This is a genomic window from Rathayibacter sp. VKM Ac-2754 (assembly GCF_009807095.1).
Lineage (GTDB): Bacteria > Actinomycetota > Actinomycetes > Actinomycetales > Microbacteriaceae > Rathayibacter.
Genome location: NZ_WUCC01000005.1, coordinates 226038 through 241853, shown reverse-complemented (window position 1 = coordinate 241853; position 15816 = coordinate 226038). Strand labels below are relative to the sequence as shown.

Sequence of the window (15816 nt, the reverse complement as noted above, 5' to 3'; positions counted from 1 at the left end):
GGGGCGTCGTTCACGCGGGAGGCGGGGTCAGCGCCAGCGGGTCGTCATCAGGAAGCCGATGAAGGCGATCCCGAAGCCGATCAGGATGTTGAGGTTGCCGAGATCGGGGATCGGCAGCACACCCTGGCTCACGTAGAAGACGATGATCCAGGCGAGGCCGAGCAGCATGAAGCCGAACATCACCGGCTTGAACCAGACCGGGTTGGGGGTCGGCTCTCCGGTCCGGGCCTCGTCGCGCTCGGGCTTCGGGCTCTTCGTCGCTCGTGCCATGCCGACCACTGTACCGGCCCGGGGCCGCGGACCGGGAGCGCGGGCCCTGAGGGGGACCTGTGGAGAGCTGTCCACAGGCCCGTCCGGCCCGACCGGGGGTTCACGACGCCCGCCTAGACTCATCGCATGTCCGACCAGCAGCCCGAGGCGGCTCCTCTCCGCCCGCGCGCGCGGCGCAGGAGCGCCCGTCCGCGTCGTCGCCTCTCGTTCTTCGGCGTCGTCGGCGAACTGCTCATGACGGCGGGCGTCCTGGTGCTCCTCTTCCTCGGCTGGCAGCTGTGGTGGAACGACGCCGTGATCGCCGGTCAGCAGACCTCCGAGGCGGCGGAGCTGCGCGACGGCTGGGCCGCCGCGGATCCCGTGCCCGCGCCGAGCGCGCCGGCCGAGGCGGCGCCGGTCGACTTCGGAGCCCCGGTCGTCGCCTCCGCGGCCGCGATCGACACTTCCTTCGGCAACCTCTACATCCCCCGGTACGGCGAGGGCTGGGTGCGCACGATCGCCGAGGGGATCGACGCGGCCAACGTCCTCGACGAGGGCAGCATCGGCCACTACCCGGGCACGCAGATGCCGGGCGAAGCGGGCAACTTCGCGCTCGCCGCCCACCGCAGCGCCTACGGGGGCGGGATGCACCTCATCGACGAGCTCCAGCTGGGCGACGCCATCTACATCGAGACGGCCGACGGCTGGTACACCTACCGGTTCCGCAACCTCGAGTACGTGCAGCCGTCCGATGTGCAGGTCATCGACCCGGTGCCGTGGGCGTCCGACGTCGCTCCGACCGATCGGCTCATCACGCTGACGAGCTGCAACCCGCTCTACTCGACGGCCGAGCGCATCATCGCCTACGGCGTCTTCGAGTCGTGGCAGCCCCGATCGGCCGGCGCTCCGGCCGAGATCGCGGCCTCGCTGGCCGAGGAGGGCTGATCGTGTACGCGGCGCTGTGGCGTGTCCTCCCCGGTCCCTGGTGGGTCCGGCTGCTCCTCGTGCTCGTGCTGCTCGTGCTCGTGCTCGTTGCGCTGGCCGAGTGGGTGTTCCCCTGGGTGCAGTCGATCGTGCTCGACCAGAACGTCACCGTCCAGGAGTGACGGCGAGCGGGATGACCCGGATCCTCGTGGTCGACCACTACGACAGCTTCGTCTTCACGCTGGTCGCATACCTGCGCGAGCTGGGCGCCGAGGTCGAGGTCGTGGAGGCGGCCGACCTCGCACCGGGCGACGCCGTGCGTGCCGAGCGGGTCGACGCGGTGCTCCTGTCGCCGGGGCCGGGGAGACCCGGCGACGTCGCCGGCTCGGTGGGCCTCGTGCACCACGCTGTGGAGCGGGGTCGTCCGCTGCTCGGCGTCTGCCTCGGTCACCAGGTCATCGCGCACGCGCTCGGTGGCACCGTGTCGGAGGCACCGGAGCTGTTCCACGGCCGCACGTCGGCCGTCCTGCACCAGGGCGATCCGCTCTTCGCGGGCATGGCCTCCGGGTTCTCGGCGATGCGGTACCACTCGCTCGCGGTCGAGCGATCGTCTCTGCCCGCCGAGCTCGAGGTGACCGCTGCCACCGCCGACGGGGTCGTGATGGGACTCCGGCATCGGACGGCGCCGGTGGTCGGCGTGCAGTTCCACCCCGAGTCGGTGCTCTCGGAAGGCGGCCGACTGCTGCTCGGCAACTGGCTCGCCGAGGTCTCCGCGGTCTGAGTCGACGCATTGAGGCCACTCGCGCTGGAGGGGATCCACATCGAGCGGTTCTGCTCATCGCGGGACGATTCCGGTGCGAACGCGATTCTCATCGCCCGGCTATTCGCGACCAGCAGGTCGAGTCGATCGCTTGCGCCACGTGACTCGAACGGGGGTAGGATGTCTGCGTCAGGGTTGATGCGGATCTCGCCACCGGAGCGCTATAGGTGGTGGGCATCAGGGTCCGAATCAGCGTCGAATCGCGGCCGCACACATCCGAACCGTCATGATGCCCCCCAAGCTGGTGTCGCGATCTGACGGACAAGTGGCGGAGAGGAGAGCGCTCTCTCCCTGCATAATCAGAGGGCGTCGGCAGGGGGCTGACCGCATACACAGACTTTTCGGGAGATCACATGGTGGACTCGATTTCCTGGTCGTATTCGGGATTACGGGAGCTCGAGACTCTCGGTCCGAGGATCGTCGTCAAGCCGGGTACCGTCCCGCGCATGAGCGGATCGGGCTTCGCCTCGAGCGAGCTCAGCGCGACGGTCGTCTCGGTCTCGCCGCTGCGGATCCTGCGCGGCACCTGGGGCGCCGATGACACGTCCGTGCTGAACTTCGTGTTCCTCATCGACGGCTTCGTGCGGATGGTCGCACCGGAGCGGACGGTGCTCCTGCGCCCGGGATCCATCTCGTACCAGCCCGGAGCGACGACCTTCACGACGGAGGCGACCACTCCGGTCACCCTGCTGCAGCTCTCGATCCGCCGCGAGGAGATGCGCCGCTACGGCTTCGACACGGAGTCGGGCCTGTACGCGCTCGATCCCGATGCGCGCTCGACCCGGGCGGCCTTCGCCTTCACGACCGCCTTCGCAATGGCCGCCGATGCGGGAGCCGGACTCCCGAGCGAATCGGAGATCGGCGGCTTCGCGCACGTCGTGAAGCAGATGCTGGTGAGCGCCTACCTCACGGCCGTCGGCACGCAGCCGGGCACGACCAGCGTCCGCGCGGCGACCCTCGGGCGCGCGCGGACCGTCATCGATCGGACGCACCGCACCCCGCGCTGCACCCCGGAGGCGGTGGCCGACGCCGTCAACGTGTCGACGCGCTCGCTCCAGCGGCTGTTCGAGGACGCGGGTACCACCGTGGCGAGCGAGATCGAGCGCGCACGGGTGGCGAGTGCGGTCGAGCTGCTGCGCCGTCGGCCCCGCGAGATCTCGCTCGAGACGATCGCGGGGGCCTCGGGTTTCTCGTCGGCCGATCACCTGCGGAGGGCGCTGAAGCGCCGCGAGGGCATGACCCCGAGCGACATCCGCAGCCGCGCCGCGCTGCCCGGCGAGTCCGTGGCGCACGACAACGTGCTGCGCCTGGCGCCGGCTCTCTCGGACGCACGACGCGCCTGACGAGCCCCGCCGGCACCGTCCGACGCGCCTGACGACCCTCGGCCGGCAGCGGGCGGTCAGCCCGCGCAGTACCCGAGAGTGATCGTCGAGCCCTGCGGCACGTCTCCCGGCGGGAGCGACTGGGACGTGATGGGCGGATTCGCGCGCACCGAGTCGCAGGTCTCGTCGGGCGCCTCGACGCCCTCGAGCTGCAGCTGCTCGCCCTCGAGGGTCGCCAGCGCGCTGCTCAACGACTGGCCGACCAGGTCGGGCAGGGTCACGGAGCCGGAGGAGACGACCAGGTCGACGGGCGATCCGGGGGCCGCCTCCTGCCCGGCGCTCGGAGTGGTCGAGATCACGATGTCAGCGGGCACCGTCGGCGAGTTCTGCCGGGTCTGCGAGCCCTCGACGAGACCGACTCCGGTCAGCGAGGCGATCGCGTCGCTGAGCGCGGTCCCCGCCGTGCCGGGGACGGCCACGGGCTGGGGGCCCTGCGACACGTAGACGCGGATGACGGTGTCGGGGGCGACGATCGTCCCCGAGCCGGGGTCGGTGCGCGTCACCTCGCCCGCGGGCACCGAGTCGCTGTACTCGGTGAGCTGGCTGGGCACGAGGTCGAGTGCCGTGAGCGTCGACTGAGCGCTGTCGTAGCTGGTGTCGACGAGCGCCGGGACCTCGCGCGACTGCGACGGGAGGGTCGTCGTCGGCTGGAGCGTGAGCACCCAGATCACGAGCGCGGCCACGATGACGGCGAGCACGACGATCGACGACCAGATCCAGAGCACCGGCGGCCGGCGCTGCGTGCGCACGATCGAGTTGTCCTCGGCGAGCTGGCGCAGGGCGAGCTCGGAGTCGTTCATCCCACCCTGGCTGCGCGCCGCGAAGAGCGAGGTGGTCAGCTCGTCGATCGGACGGTGGTCGGGCAGGCGGCCCGCCGCGGCGTCGGCCAGGTCGTCGCGGAACTCGGCGGCACCCTGGAACCGCTCGTAGCGGTCCTTCGACAGCGCGCGCGCGACGACGGCGTCGAGCGCGGGCGTGACCGCGGGGTTGATCGAGCTGGGGGCGGGCGGGGTCTCGCTGACGTGCTGGTAGGCGACGGCGACCGGAGTGTCTCCGCGGAACGGTGCGCGGCCGGTGAGGAGCTCGAAGAGGACGATGCCCGCCGAGTACAGGTCGCTGCGGGCGTCGACCTGCTCGCCCTTCGCCTGCTCGGGGGAGAAGTAGGCCGCGGTGCCCAGGATGGCGGTCGTCTGCGCGACGGTCGCGGCCGAGTCGGAGACGGCGCGGGCGATGCCGAAGTCCATCACCTTCACCTGCCCCGACGGAGTGATCATGATGTTGCCGGGCTTGATGTCGCGGTGCACGACTCCGGCGCGGTGCGAGTACTCGAGGGCGGTGAGGATGCCCTCGGTGATGCGGACGGCCTCGTCGAGATCCACCGGACCCTCCGCGATGATGTCCTTGAGCAGGCGGCCCTCGATGTGCTCCATCACGATGAACGGACGGCGGCTCTCGGAGCCGTTGTCGTCGATCGTCACCTCTTCGCCGGCGTCGAAGACCCGGACGATGGTCGGATGCGACATGCGCGACGCGGCCTGCGCCTCCTGGCGGAACCGCAGCCGGAACGCGGAGTCGGACGAGAGCGAGAGCTTCAGCTCCTTGATCGCGACCGTGCGGCCGAGACGCGTGTCGGTGCCGAGGTAGACCTCGGACATCCCGCCGCGACCGAGCCGGGGCCCGACCTGGTAGCGACCAGCGATCAGGCGGCCCTCATCCGTCACGCGCACGCTCCCCTGTCCATCCGTTCGGCCCGACCCCCCGGGGAGCCACGGCAAGTGTACATTCGGGGCCCGGCGGATCCGCCGGGGGCGCGACTGGGCGGGGTCCAGGAGGGAGGTGGGTCTCGATACGCCCGCTGCGCGGGCTACTCGACCAGCATGCTTGTCGCCCGTTGCTCGGACGGCATGCTTGTCGCCCGTTGCTCGGGCGGCATGGTGGTCGCCCGTTGCTCGGGCGGCATGCCGCCGGCTACTCGTCGGGGGTGCCGGTCGAGGTGGGAGTGCTCGACGTGGCCGACGGCGTCGGGGTGGGGGCGGGAGCGACGACGGTGACGGTGAGGGTCGGCGAGGCGGCCGACTCCGTCTCGCCGCAGATCACGGTGTAGGTGACGTCGATGGTGCCCGCGGCGGGGCCGGCCTGGATGGCGGCGGTGGTCGAGTTCGAGGGGTTGGTGCTCGTGACCGCGGCGCCCTCACCGGTCGCGGTGACGCGGTAGCCGGTCACCGAGGTGCCGCTCGGGCACTGGTTGTAGTTGCTCCAGGTGACGTTGAAGGTGTCGCCCGCGTCGATGCTCGCGGCCGCCGGAGTCACCGTCGGGACGGCGGTCGGGGCGTCGGGGGTGGCGACGGCGGTGTAGACCGTGACCGTGATGGTCGTCCCCTTCGGGACGTTGGCGGTCGGGTTGACCTTCTGGACGAGTCCCACCTGATCCTCCGCGGGGGCGCTCGGACCGTCGGCGCTCGAGACTCCCATGCCCAGGGCCTCGAGCTCGGCCTCGACCTCGTCGAACGGACGGCCGACGTAGTCGCTCTCGGTGATGACGACGGTGCTCGCGGTGGGAGTGGGCGTCGGAGTCGGAGTGGGCGTCGGCGTCTCGGACGGGACGGGGGTCTGCGAGACGGTCGGCGTCGGCTGGGCCTCGGTGCTCTCACCGGTGGTCAACGCGAAGATCGTGCCGGCGATCACCACCGCGAGGATGACGATCAGGGCGATGAGGGGCCAGGTCCACGGGCTGCGCTTGCGCGGCTCGTCGACGACGTCCTGCGGCTCGTCGATTCCGGCGAGGGCTCCGGCGCCGAGAGCGCCCGCGCCCATCGCCGTCGTCGCGTTCGAGGGGAGCACGGTCGTCGCCTGGGTGGTGCCGCCCGCCGACGGGAGCACCGTGGTCGCCTGCGTGGACGGCAGGTCTCCGAGCACGGCGGGCACGGCGACGGCGGCGCCCCGCACGTCGCCCGAGCGGAGGGCCTGCGCGGCCCGCGCGAGGTGGGCCGCGGTCGCGGGGCGGTCGGCCGGCTTCTTGGCGATGCAGGAGTAGACGAGGTTGCGCACCGGCTCGGCGACCGTGACCGGCAGCTCGGGCGGGGTGTCGTTGATCTGGGCCATCGCGATGGCGACCTGCGACTCGCCCGTGAAGGGGCGGCGCCCGGCCAGGCACTCGTACGCGACGATGCCCAGCGAGTAGATGTCGGTGGCGGGGGAGGCGGGCTGGCCGCTCGCCTGCTCCGGGGACAGGTACTGAACCGTGCCCATCACCTGGCCGGTCGCCGTCAGCGGGACCTGGTCGGCGATGCGGGCGATGCCGAAGTCGGTGATCTTGACCCGGCCGTCGGGCGTGATCAGCAGGTTCCCCGGCTTCACATCGCGGTGGACGAGCCCGGCGGCGTGCGCGGCGTGCAGCGCCAGCGCGGTCTGCGCGACGATGTCGAGCACCTTGTCGGTCGAGAGGACCCGCTCGCGCTCGAGGACGGTCGACAGCGCCTCTCCGGGCACCAGCTCCATCACGAGGTAGGCGGAGCCGTCCTCCTCGCCGTAGTCGTAGACGTTGGCGATGCCCTCGTGGTTGACCAGTGCGGCGTGGCGGGCCTCGGCGCGGAAGCGCTCGAGGAAGCCCGGGTCGCCGAGGTACTCGTCCTTCAGGATCTTGATCGCGATGGTGCGGCCGATCACGAGATCGGTCGCCTGCCACACCTCTCCCATGCCGCCGATGGCGATCCGGGACTGCAGCTCGTAGCGTCCCCCGAAGGTGAGCCCTGTAGTGGGTCTCATTTGTTCAGCACCGCCTCTAGTACCTGTTGTGCGATGGGTGCGGCGATCAGGTTGCCGTACCCGGTCTGGCCGAGCCCCCCGCCGTCCTCGACGAGGACGGTGATGGCGTACTGCGGGTCGTCCGCAGGCGCGAATCCGGTGAACCAGAGGGTGTACGGGTCGTCCCCGCCGTTCTCGGCGGTACCGGTCTTACCGGCCACTGTGACGCCCCCTATTGTTGCATTCGTCGCCGCACCGCCCTCGACGCTGGCGACCATCATGGCCTTCACGGCGTCCGCCGTCTGCTGGCTCACGGCCCGCCCGAGGGACTTCTCCTCGAACTGCTGCAGCACGCTGAGATCCTGCGAGCGGATGACGTCGACCAGGTTCGGCTGCATCACCTCGCCGCCGTTCGCGATCGCGGCCGAGACCATGGCGATCTGCAGCGGAGTCGCCCGCACCTCGTACTGGCCGAAGGCGGTGAGCGCGGTCTGGGCGTCGTCCGTCGTCTCGGGGTAGGTGCTCGCCTCGACCGACATCGGGATCTCGAGCTCGGTGTCGAAGCCGAACTTCTCGGCCTGCCCGCGGATGGCGTCGGCGCCCAGCTGGACGCCCATCTCGGCCATGGGCACGTTGCACGAGAGCGAGACGGCCGTCGCGAGCGTGACGGTGTCTCCCGAACCGCAGAGACCGCCTCCGGAGTTCGTGACCTGCGTGCTCGTGCCGGGCAGCGTGTAGGCCTGAAGGTTGGGGAAGCTGGAGTCGGGGGTGAACCGGCCCGACTCGAGGGCGGCCGAGGCGACGACGAGCTTGAAGACGGAGCCGGGCGGGTTGAGCGAGCCGCCGATGGCGCGGTTCACGAGGGGCTCCGACGCGTCGTCGTTGAGGGCGGCGTAGGCCGCGAGCACGTCGTCGGTGTCGTGCGAGGCCAGCGCGGAGGGGTCGAACGTGGGCTTGGAGACCATCGCGAGGATGCGGCCGGTCGCCGGCTCGGTCACGACGACGGCTCCGGTGTCGTCGCCGAGGGCGTCGAAGGCCGCCTGCTGGGCGACCGGGTCGATCGAGAGCTCGACGGAGGCGCCCTTCGGGTCCTGCCCCGAGACGAGGTTGTCGATCTCGTCGAAGAACTGCGAGTTCGAGGTGCCCGACAGGTAGTCGTTGAGCGAGCGCTCGATGCCGGTGGTGCCCTGGTTGAGCGTGAAGTAGCCGGTGACGGCCGAGTAGAGCGGCCCGTTCGCGTACTGGCGCTGGAACTTGTAGAGGTCGTCGGACGGCGTCGAGGAGGCGATCGGCTGGCCGCCCACGAGGATGGCGCCGCGCTCGGTCGAGAAGCTCTCGTAGAGGGTGCGGGTGTTGCGGGAGTCCTCGGACAGGGTGTCGGCCTGCAGCACCTGGATGGTGGTCGTCGACAGGAAGAGGGCGACGAACATCGTCAGGACGACGAGGCTGACGCGCTTGAGTTCTCGATTCATCGCGGGTCACACCACCAGACGGGGCTGATTGCGGACTGTGTCGGACAGGCGGAGCAGCACGGCGACGATCATCCAGTTGGCGACCAGGGACGAGCCGCCGGCCGCGAGGAACGGCGTCGTGAGGCCGGTGAGCGGGATGACGCGGGTGACGCCTCCGATCACGATGAAGCACTGCAGGGCGATGACGAACGACAAACCGACGCCGAGCAGACGGCCGAAGTCGTCCTGCCCGGCGAAGCCGATCCGGAAGCCGCGGGACACCAGGAGCAGGTAGAGGCCGAAGATCGCGAAGAGACCGGCGAGACCGAGCTCCTCGCCGAGGCTGGCGATGATGTAGTCCGACTGCGGCACGGGAGTGATGTCGGGCATGCCCTGCCCGAGGCCGGTGCCGAGGAGCCCGCCGTGCGCGAGGCCGAACAGGCCCTGCACGAGCTGGTAGCTGCCTCCTGGATCGGCGCCGTAGCGGTCGGAGGAGAAGGCGTCGAGCCAGTTGGCGAAGCGGTTGCCGACGTAGCCGAGGGTCTGACTGGCGAGGATCGCGCCGCCGAGGAAGAGGCCGACGCCGATCAGCACCCAGCTGGTGCGGCCCGTGGCGACGTAGAGCATCACCAGGAACAGGCCGAAGTAGAGCAGCGCCGTGCCGAGGTCGCGCTGGAAGACGATGACCGCCATCGAGACGGCCCAGACCACGAGGATCGGTCCGAGGTCGCGCAGGCGCGGGAAGCGCATCTTGAGGAAGGTCTTCCCGACCATCGAGAGCGAGTCGCGGTTGCGCACGAGGTAGCCCGAGAAGAAGACCGCGAGGGCGATCTTCGCGATCTCACCGGGCTGGAAGCTGAAGAAGTCGCCGATGCCGATCCAGACGCGGGCGCCGCTGACCTCCTTGCCGATGAACGGCAGGAGCGGCAGCAGGAGCAGCACGATCGCGGCGAACCCCGCGACGTAGGTGTAGCGGAACAGGATCCGGTGATTGCGGATGACGAGCAGCACCGTGATCGCCGCCACGATCGCCAGGGCGCTCCAGATGATCTGGCGGACGGCCACCGACTCCCAGCCTGTCGCGCCGTCGGCGATGTCGATGCGGTAGATCTCGGCCACGCCGAGGCCGTTGAGGACCGTGGCGATCGGGAGGAGGAAGGGATCCGCATCCGGAGCCGCGAAGCGCAGCACCACGTGCACGATCAGCACCAGCGCCGAGAGCCCCGCGCCCAGCGAGACGAGGGTGGTGTCGATCGCTCCGAGGGCGCCGAGCTGCACCAGGAGGATCGCGGACGCGTCGATCAGGCACGCGCCGATCAGGAGGAGCAGCTCGAGGTTGCGCAGGCGCTGCTTGAGGAAGCGGGGGCGCTCGCGCTTCGGAGCGTCGGTCGTCGCGGCGGCGGTCACGGTGCTCCGTTCGCATCCGTCAGGCGCTCGACGATGTCGACCGCGCCCGCGTACGAGTCGGCGCTGATGGTCTGCTCGAGCTGCTCGACGTCGTACTCGCGGAGGGAGTCGACCGGGATCCCGGTGTCCTCCTTGACCGAGGAGAGCGAGAGCGGGCCGACCGACTGCTGGATGCCCTGGTAGATGATCACGGTGTCGCCGTCGGTGCCGACGTAGAAGCGCGACTGGGTCCAGTCGTAGGCGAGCAGGACGCCGAGGAATCCGGCGATCAGCACCAGCGAGAGCCCGACGAGCCAGGTGATCCGCCGGCGGAGGTGGCGCCGGCGGTCCTCCTCGATGAGCTCGTCGAGGTAGTCCTCGGAGGCGGGCTCGAAGTGGGTGGGGCCCTGCGCCGCGGGGGCGCGGGTGTGCAGGCGGAGACCGGGGATGCGGATCCGGGTCTGCGAGTCGTCGGTGCTGAGGGGCGTCGGCGCGGCGGCGGACCCGACGATCACGGGCTCGGGAGTCGGCTCGAGCACCCGCGCGGTGTCGTTCGCGCCGGGGACGTCGAGGATCACGACGGTCACGTTGTCGGGAGCCCCGTGCGAGAGGCTGTCGCGGATCAGGCGGTCGGCGACCTGCTGCGCCGACTCGTCGCGCGAGAGCTCCTTCTGGATCTCGTCGTGCGGGACGACGCCCGAGAGGCCGTCGGAGCAGATCAGCCAGCGGTCGTTCGGCTCGGTCTCGAGCGTGAGCGTGTCGATCTCGGGGTTGGTGTGCACATCGCCGAGGACCCGCATGAGGACGGAGCGGCGGGGGTGCGTCATCGCCTCCTCCTCGGTGATGCGGCCCGAGTCGACGAGGCGCTGCACGAAGGTGTGGTCGGTGGTGACCTGCTCGAGCTTTCCCTCGCGGAGGACGTAGATCCTGGAGTCGCCGATGTGCGCGATGGCGACGGACTCGCCGACGCGGACGATCGCGCTGACGGTGGTGCCCATGCCGGTGAGCTCGGGGTGGTCGACGACGGCGTCGGCCAGCATCGTATTGGCGGCGAGGAGGGTGCGCTTGAGCTCGGCTTCGGCCTCGTAGGTGGAGGCGTAGCGCCGGTCTGCCTCGGCGATGCGCTTGATGGCGATCGAGGAGGCGACGTCGCCTCCCGCGTGACCGCCCATGCCGTCGGCGACGACGAAGAGCTGCCGCCCGGCGTAGCCCGAGTCCTGGTTGTTGGAGCGGATGCGGCCGACGTGCGAGACGGCGGCGCTCTCGCGCACCGCACCGTCGGCCGCGGTGCCCTCACGGGTGGAAGACACGCCCTACGACCGCCGCAGCTCGAAGGTCGTCGTGCCGACCTTGACGGGGGTGTTCAGCGGCACCTTGGTGGGCGCGCCCACGCGGCGGCCGTCGAGATAGGTGCCGTTGGTCGAGTCGAGATCCTGGATCATCCACTCGTCGTTCCAGATCAGGAGGCGCGCGTGATGGGTCGACGTGTAGTCGTCGCGGATCACGAGGGTCGACTCGGAGGAGCGGCCGATCGTGAGCGGCTCGCCGTTGAGCTCGAGCTCGGTGCCGCGCTTGGGGCCCGAGGTGATCACGAGGCGCTGCGCCGTGTGGACCGTCGCGACGCCTCCGGAATCGGTGCGCTCGGCCTGCGCCTCGCGGGTACGCCTCGCGGAGGGGGCAGCGGGTGCCGGAGCCGGCTGGGCGGGAGCGACGACGGGCTGAGCCGCGGTGACGAACGGCGCGTCGCTCTGCCCGGCCGGTGCAGCGGCGCCGGCGGGCAGCTTGCGCACCCGCTGACCGAAGAGGTCGGAGCGCAGCGCGTAGACGATGCCGAACACGAAGAACCACAGCAGCGCGAGGAACGCGATGCGCAGCACGAACAGGGTGAGCTCGCTCATAGCCGGTCGTCCCAGAATCCGTCGGAGGAGCGCCCGGCGTGACCGGACGCGCGGGGGGCGCGCGCGGGTGCGCCGCCCTGGACGATGCGGAAGACGATCCGCGTGCGTCCGATCGAGATGGTCTGCTCGGGCGAGAGCGGGGCCTGGGTGACGGGCTTGCCGTCGAGCTTGGAGCCGTTGGTCGAGCCGAGGTCGTGCACCTGGGCGCGCGAGCCGTCCCAGAGGATCTCGACGTGCTTGCGCGAGGTGCCGGAGTCGTCGACGGTGATGTCGGCGTCGCTGCCGCGCCCGATCACGGTGCGCGACTTGGTGAGCGGGTAGCGCTTGCCGTCGATGTCGAGGACGGGGGAGTAGGCGACGGTGCCCTTGACGCTCCGGGAGTCGACCTCGACCATCCCGTCGCTGAGCGAGGCGTCGGCGGCGAGGGAGATGTCGACGGGGCCGGAGAAGCGGAAGCCCTGCTTCTTGGCGTGCTCGGTCGCGACGGTCGTGAGCTCGTCGATGAGGGTCGAGCCCATCCGCTCCATGCGGTCGAGGTCGGCGGTGGACATGCGCAGGGTGAGGCTGTTCGGCACGAGGATGCGGTCGCGGCTGACGATCGCGGCGGTGGTGTCGAGCTCCCTCCGGAGAGCCGACGCGAGCTCGACCGGCTGCAGCCCCGACTTGAAGGTCTTCGCGAAAGCGCCGTTGACGACGCGCTCGAGCCCCTTCTCGAAGTTGTCCAGTATGCCCACGGTCTTCTTCCGGTTCATCGCCTCGCGGCGGTCACGATCGGATCGGGGAGTCGGTGCGCCCCTCTGGTCTGTGCCGCGCACGGCTACGGGCATGTTACTGGGATGCTCTGGATGCGGGCTCCTCGGGGTGGATTCGGGTGTGCGGGGGAGGCGGGCGGGTCTGGACGTGCTCGGGGGTCGGGGGCCTGTTCGGCTCGTGGAAACCGATTCGGCTCTCGGGAATCGAGGGTTCTGACGAGCCGAACGCGGTTCTGCGAGCCGGAGATGCGGGGCTGGGCGCGCCGGGGTGCTAGTCTTTCTCGTCGGTGCTTCGGTGCCGTGGTGAGCGCGAGTGGCGGAATAGGCAGACGCGCACGGTTCAGGTCCGTGTGCCCGAAAGGGCGTGGGGGTTCAACTCCCCCCTCGCGCACCAGTGCTTCTCAGAAGCAGACGACAGCCCCCGATCGGACATCCGGTCGGGGGCTTCGTCGTTCGCGGAGCTGCCCTGCGGCCGGGTGAGGGAACCCCGGACCGTCGGAGCCGCCCGGTACGGCGGGCCCCCTCGACGGTCCGGGGTTCCCTCGCTGCCAGGGGTGTCTCGTGGAGGACGGCTCCGGGACATCGGGGGAGGGGCGGGCGTTCACCGCGGGGACGCCGGGGGCGGTGACCATGGGCGCATGATCGCCCTCCGTGCCGATGTGTCTGCGCTCGACGCGCGTGTCTCCTCCGAGCTGCTGCGGCGCCTCCGGGGGCATCGGAACGTGCAGGTGGGCGCACGGCAGTGGATCGCTGTCGTGCCCGAGGTGGGGTCGGTGCTCGTGACCGAGGGCGCCGCGATCGTGCTCGACGTGCTCGTGGAGCGGCGGACGCTGCTCCCCCTCGTCATCGACGCGCTCGAGACGGAGCTGCGCCGCGGCGGGTTCCGCGAGCGGATCGCGCTGCGCTGGTCGACTCCGGACGCGGTGCCGGTCCCGTTCCGCTGAGGCGCGCGACGCCGGTTCGGCACGGATCCGTCGGCGGTGCCCTGCGCCCGAGCGGGAAGCGTCAGCGGCGGGTGAGCTCGACCACGGGGATCACGCGGGTGGTCTTCCGCTCGTAGTCCTTGAATCCGTCGGAGGCGGAGGTGAAGCGCGCCCAGCCGGCGTCGCGCTCGTCGCCCTCCAGGACGCGGGCGCGGACGGGCACGAGGCCGTCGTCGGGGGTCTCGATCTCGGTGTCGGGGTGCGCGATGAGGTTGTGGAACCAGGCGGGGTGCTTCGGGGCGCCGGCGGCGGAGGCGGCGATCAGCCAGACGTCGTCGGAGGTGCGGATCGCCATCAGCGGGGCGACGCGCTCCTCGCCCGAGCGGGCGCCGGAGTGGTGCACGAGGACGAGGCTGCGGCCGAAGCCGGCCGTCGTCACGGTGCCGCCGTTCGCGCGGAACTCGTCGATGATCATCTCGTTGAAGTCGGCCACGGGCTTCTCCGTTCGCGGGGTCTCGGGCGGAGGCGCCGGGAGCGTCGACGGTCGTGATCGCGTCGGGCGGAGGGTCGGAGTCTCCGGCGTCCGCGGCGGGTCCGCGAGCGCACGCCGCCAGGGTAGCTCCACGGCGCCGGCCGGCTCCAGCATCGTCCGGTCCGCTGCCGCGCCTCCCCGTGCCGCATCTCCCTGCATCCGGCACCTTGGGGGCGAGACAGCTGAGCCCTCCTCGGGTGACACTGGGTCGATGGAACCGGTCGACCTCCTCGCGAAGGACCGCCTGCGAGCGGCCGCCTCCGCCGAGCAGTGGGACACGGTGGTCGAGATCCTCGGCCGCTCCTGGGTCGAGCTGCTGCAGGACGCTCCTCGGGAGCTCCTCGCAGTCCTTGAGACGCTCCCCGATCCGATCCTGGACGGCCATCCCCGGCTGCGGTTCGGGCGGGAGTACGTCCTGCGGATGCTCGGCGGCCCCGACCTCTCCGCCGGGTACCGGCTGGTCCTCACCGAGGCGACCCGGGGCGACGCCATCGACCGCCTCGCCCTCCTGACCGCTCGGATCGCCGCCGCGCGCTTCGCCGGCGCGGGCGCGGACGTCGTGCGCCTGGTGACGGCGGCGCACGAGCTCCGTCGCCGGCAGCCCCTCGAGTCCGATTCGCCGCTCGCGGGGGCCCTGGCGGAGTTCCACTACCAGTGGGGTCTCGCTCTCGAGCACGCGGGCGAGCTCGACGCCGCCGTCCTCGACTACGTCGAGAGCTGGGACTGGGCGGCCAGCGTCGGGCACAGGATGATGCAGCGTGCCTCCGCCGGCGCGATCGCCTACCTGCACGCTCTCCACGGCCGCATCGCCAGCGCGCAGACCTGGCTCGACAAGCGACCTCCCGAGCGCCCCGGCGACTGGTGGGAGCCCGACTTCTCGGTCAAGGCGCGCTTCGCGACCTCGCTGGTCCGGACCGCCCAGCTGCTCCCCTCCACCGCGGACTTCTTCGACGGGGTCGGCAGCTTCGCGAGGTCGCTGCACTGGGCGGCGTACTTCTTCACCAGCGCGACCGCGATCAGAGACCCGCACGCCGCGCGGATGCTCCGCAACGAGCTGGACACCTTCGTCGCCGATCTCCCGCAGGCCCAGAGGACCGACTCCGTCAACGTCGCGTACATCCGGATCTCGCGGCTGCTCTTCTCGGCGCGAGCGGAGGAGCTCGGGCGGCCGGACACCACGGACCGCCCCACGGCGTCCGCCCACTTCCTCCGCCAGTTCCCCGCCGCCGTCCACGCGGCGCGGCTCGCGCGCGCCGGCCGATCGCGCGCCGCGCTGCAGCTCGCCGCCCCCCTGCTGGGCGTGGACCGCTCCCGACCCCGCGTGCTCGTCACATCGCTGATCGCGACCGCGATCGCCACGAGCGACGCCGCGCAGCGCTCCGAGCTCCTGTCCGAGGCGGTGGGAATCGCTCACGCTCACCGCTACTACTACCCGTTCGCGTTCCTCCCCGCCGAGCTCCGGAGCGAGGTCGCGGTGCTCTTCGATGAGCTGGGTGCCGCGGACGTGTCCGAGCGCCTCACGATCGTCAGCGAGGGCTTCGAGCGCGCGACGGGGACGGCGCTGAGCCGTCGCGAGCGGGCCGTCGCCGAGCACGCCGCCGCCGGCGAGAGCACCAGCGAGATCGCCGCCGCTCTCGGGGTGAGCGTCAACACGGTCAAGACCCAGCTCCGCACCGTCTACCGCAAGCTCGGCGTCAGCTCCCGCACCGAGCTGCGCCACCTGCACCGTCCGCGCTGAGCGTCGCCCGGCGCGCC

General features: G+C 71.1%; 15 protein-coding genes and 1 tRNA gene. 7 read left to right on the top strand and 9 right to left on the bottom strand.

From position 1 onward, the window contains the following. Window positions 1-27 precede the first annotated feature (27 nt). Window positions 28-270: a cell division protein CrgA gene (locus tag GRS92_RS10710; RefSeq protein WP_159856073.1), complete on the bottom strand. Its 243-nt coding sequence runs from the start codon at window positions 268-270 to the stop codon at window positions 28-30. A 126-nt stretch (window positions 271-396) separates the two neighbouring features. On the opposite strand from GRS92_RS10710, the gene GRS92_RS10705 reads away from it, so the two are divergent. From GRS92_RS10705 to GRS92_RS10695, 4 genes are all read left to right on the top strand, one after another. After that, a complete protein-coding gene (locus GRS92_RS10705; protein WP_159856071.1) occupies window positions 397-1194 on the top strand; it encodes a class E sortase in 798 nt (265 codons plus the stop codon). A 2-nt stretch (window positions 1195-1196) separates the two neighbouring features. Next, on the top strand, window positions 1197-1355 hold the full coding sequence (locus GRS92_RS18865) for a hypothetical protein (RefSeq protein ID WP_204162019.1): 159 nt from the start codon (window positions 1197-1199) through the stop codon (window positions 1353-1355). Window positions 1356-1366: 11 nt separating this feature from the next. Continuing rightward, on the top strand, window positions 1367-1954 hold the full coding sequence (locus tag GRS92_RS10700; RefSeq protein ID WP_159856069.1) for an anthranilate synthase component II: 588 nt from the start codon (window positions 1367-1369) through the stop codon (window positions 1952-1954). A 485-nt stretch (window positions 1955-2439) separates the two neighbouring features. Next, complete coding sequence (locus GRS92_RS10695) at window positions 2440-3336, top strand: helix-turn-helix domain-containing protein (protein WP_159856068.1); 897 nt, start codon at window positions 2440-2442, stop codon at window positions 3334-3336. A gap of 56 nt (window positions 3337-3392) precedes the next feature. On the opposite strand, the gene pknB is transcribed toward GRS92_RS10695, so the two are convergent. The 7 genes from pknB to GRS92_RS10660 form a co-directional block, all read right to left on the bottom strand. Beyond that, window positions 3393-5096 (bottom strand): Stk1 family PASTA domain-containing Ser/Thr kinase, encoded by a 1704-nt coding sequence (gene pknB, locus GRS92_RS10690; RefSeq protein ID WP_159856338.1) that lies wholly within the window; start codon window positions 5094-5096, stop codon window positions 3393-3395. Window positions 5097-5343: 247 nt separating this feature from the next. After that, window positions 5344-7140, bottom strand: a complete 1797-nt coding sequence (locus GRS92_RS10685; RefSeq protein WP_159856066.1) for a protein kinase domain-containing protein — start codon at window positions 7138-7140, stop codon at window positions 5344-5346. Beyond that, the gene (locus GRS92_RS10680; protein ID WP_159856064.1) at window positions 7137-8591 is read right to left on the bottom strand and encodes a peptidoglycan D,D-transpeptidase FtsI family protein; all 1455 of its coding nucleotides are present in this window, start codon (window positions 8589-8591) and stop codon (window positions 7137-7139) included. Before GRS92_RS10680 ends, GRS92_RS10685 begins: the two co-directional genes overlap by 4 nt. Window positions 8592-8597: 6 nt before the next feature. Further along, window positions 8598-9977 (bottom strand): FtsW/RodA/SpoVE family cell cycle protein, encoded by a 1380-nt coding sequence (locus GRS92_RS10675; protein ID WP_159856055.1) that lies wholly within the window; start codon window positions 9975-9977, stop codon window positions 8598-8600. Next, a complete protein-coding gene (locus GRS92_RS10670; protein ID WP_235021934.1) occupies window positions 9974-11266 on the bottom strand; it encodes a Stp1/IreP family PP2C-type Ser/Thr phosphatase in 1293 nt (430 codons plus the stop codon). Before GRS92_RS10670 ends, GRS92_RS10675 begins: the two co-directional genes overlap by 4 nt. Before the next feature lie 3 nt (window positions 11267-11269). Beyond that, window positions 11270-11854, bottom strand: coding sequence for an FHA domain-containing protein FhaB/FipA (locus GRS92_RS10665; protein WP_159856053.1), 585 nt, complete (start codon window positions 11852-11854; stop codon window positions 11270-11272). Next, complete coding sequence (locus GRS92_RS10660) at window positions 11851-12588, bottom strand: FhaA domain-containing protein (protein ID WP_159856051.1); 738 nt, start codon at window positions 12586-12588, stop codon at window positions 11851-11853. The genes GRS92_RS10665 and GRS92_RS10660 overlap by 4 nt, the downstream gene beginning before the upstream one ends. A 325-nt stretch (window positions 12589-12913) precedes the next feature. Here GRS92_RS10660 and GRS92_RS10655 point away from each other — a divergent pair. Next, window positions 12914-13000, top strand: a tRNA-Leu gene (locus GRS92_RS10655). A 244-nt stretch (window positions 13001-13244) separates the two neighbouring features. After that, window positions 13245-13550 carry a hypothetical protein gene (locus tag GRS92_RS10650; protein ID WP_159856049.1) on the top strand — a complete coding sequence of 102 codons (306 nt, stop codon included), beginning with the start codon at window positions 13245-13247 and terminating at the stop codon, window positions 13548-13550. A gap of 61 nt (window positions 13551-13611) precedes the next feature. Here GRS92_RS10650 and GRS92_RS10645 read toward each other — a convergent pair whose 3' ends face one another. Continuing rightward, window positions 13612-14022 carry a nitroreductase/quinone reductase family protein gene (locus GRS92_RS10645; RefSeq protein ID WP_204162384.1) on the bottom strand — a complete coding sequence of 137 codons (411 nt, stop codon included), beginning with the start codon at window positions 14020-14022 and terminating at the stop codon, window positions 13612-13614. Window positions 14023-14272: 250 nt separating this feature from the next. Here GRS92_RS10645 and GRS92_RS10640 point away from each other — a divergent pair, with 250 nt between their 5' ends. Then, a complete protein-coding gene (locus tag GRS92_RS10640; RefSeq protein WP_159856047.1) occupies window positions 14273-15799 on the top strand; it encodes a helix-turn-helix transcriptional regulator in 1527 nt (508 codons plus the stop codon). Window positions 15800-15816: the final 17 nt, after the last annotated feature.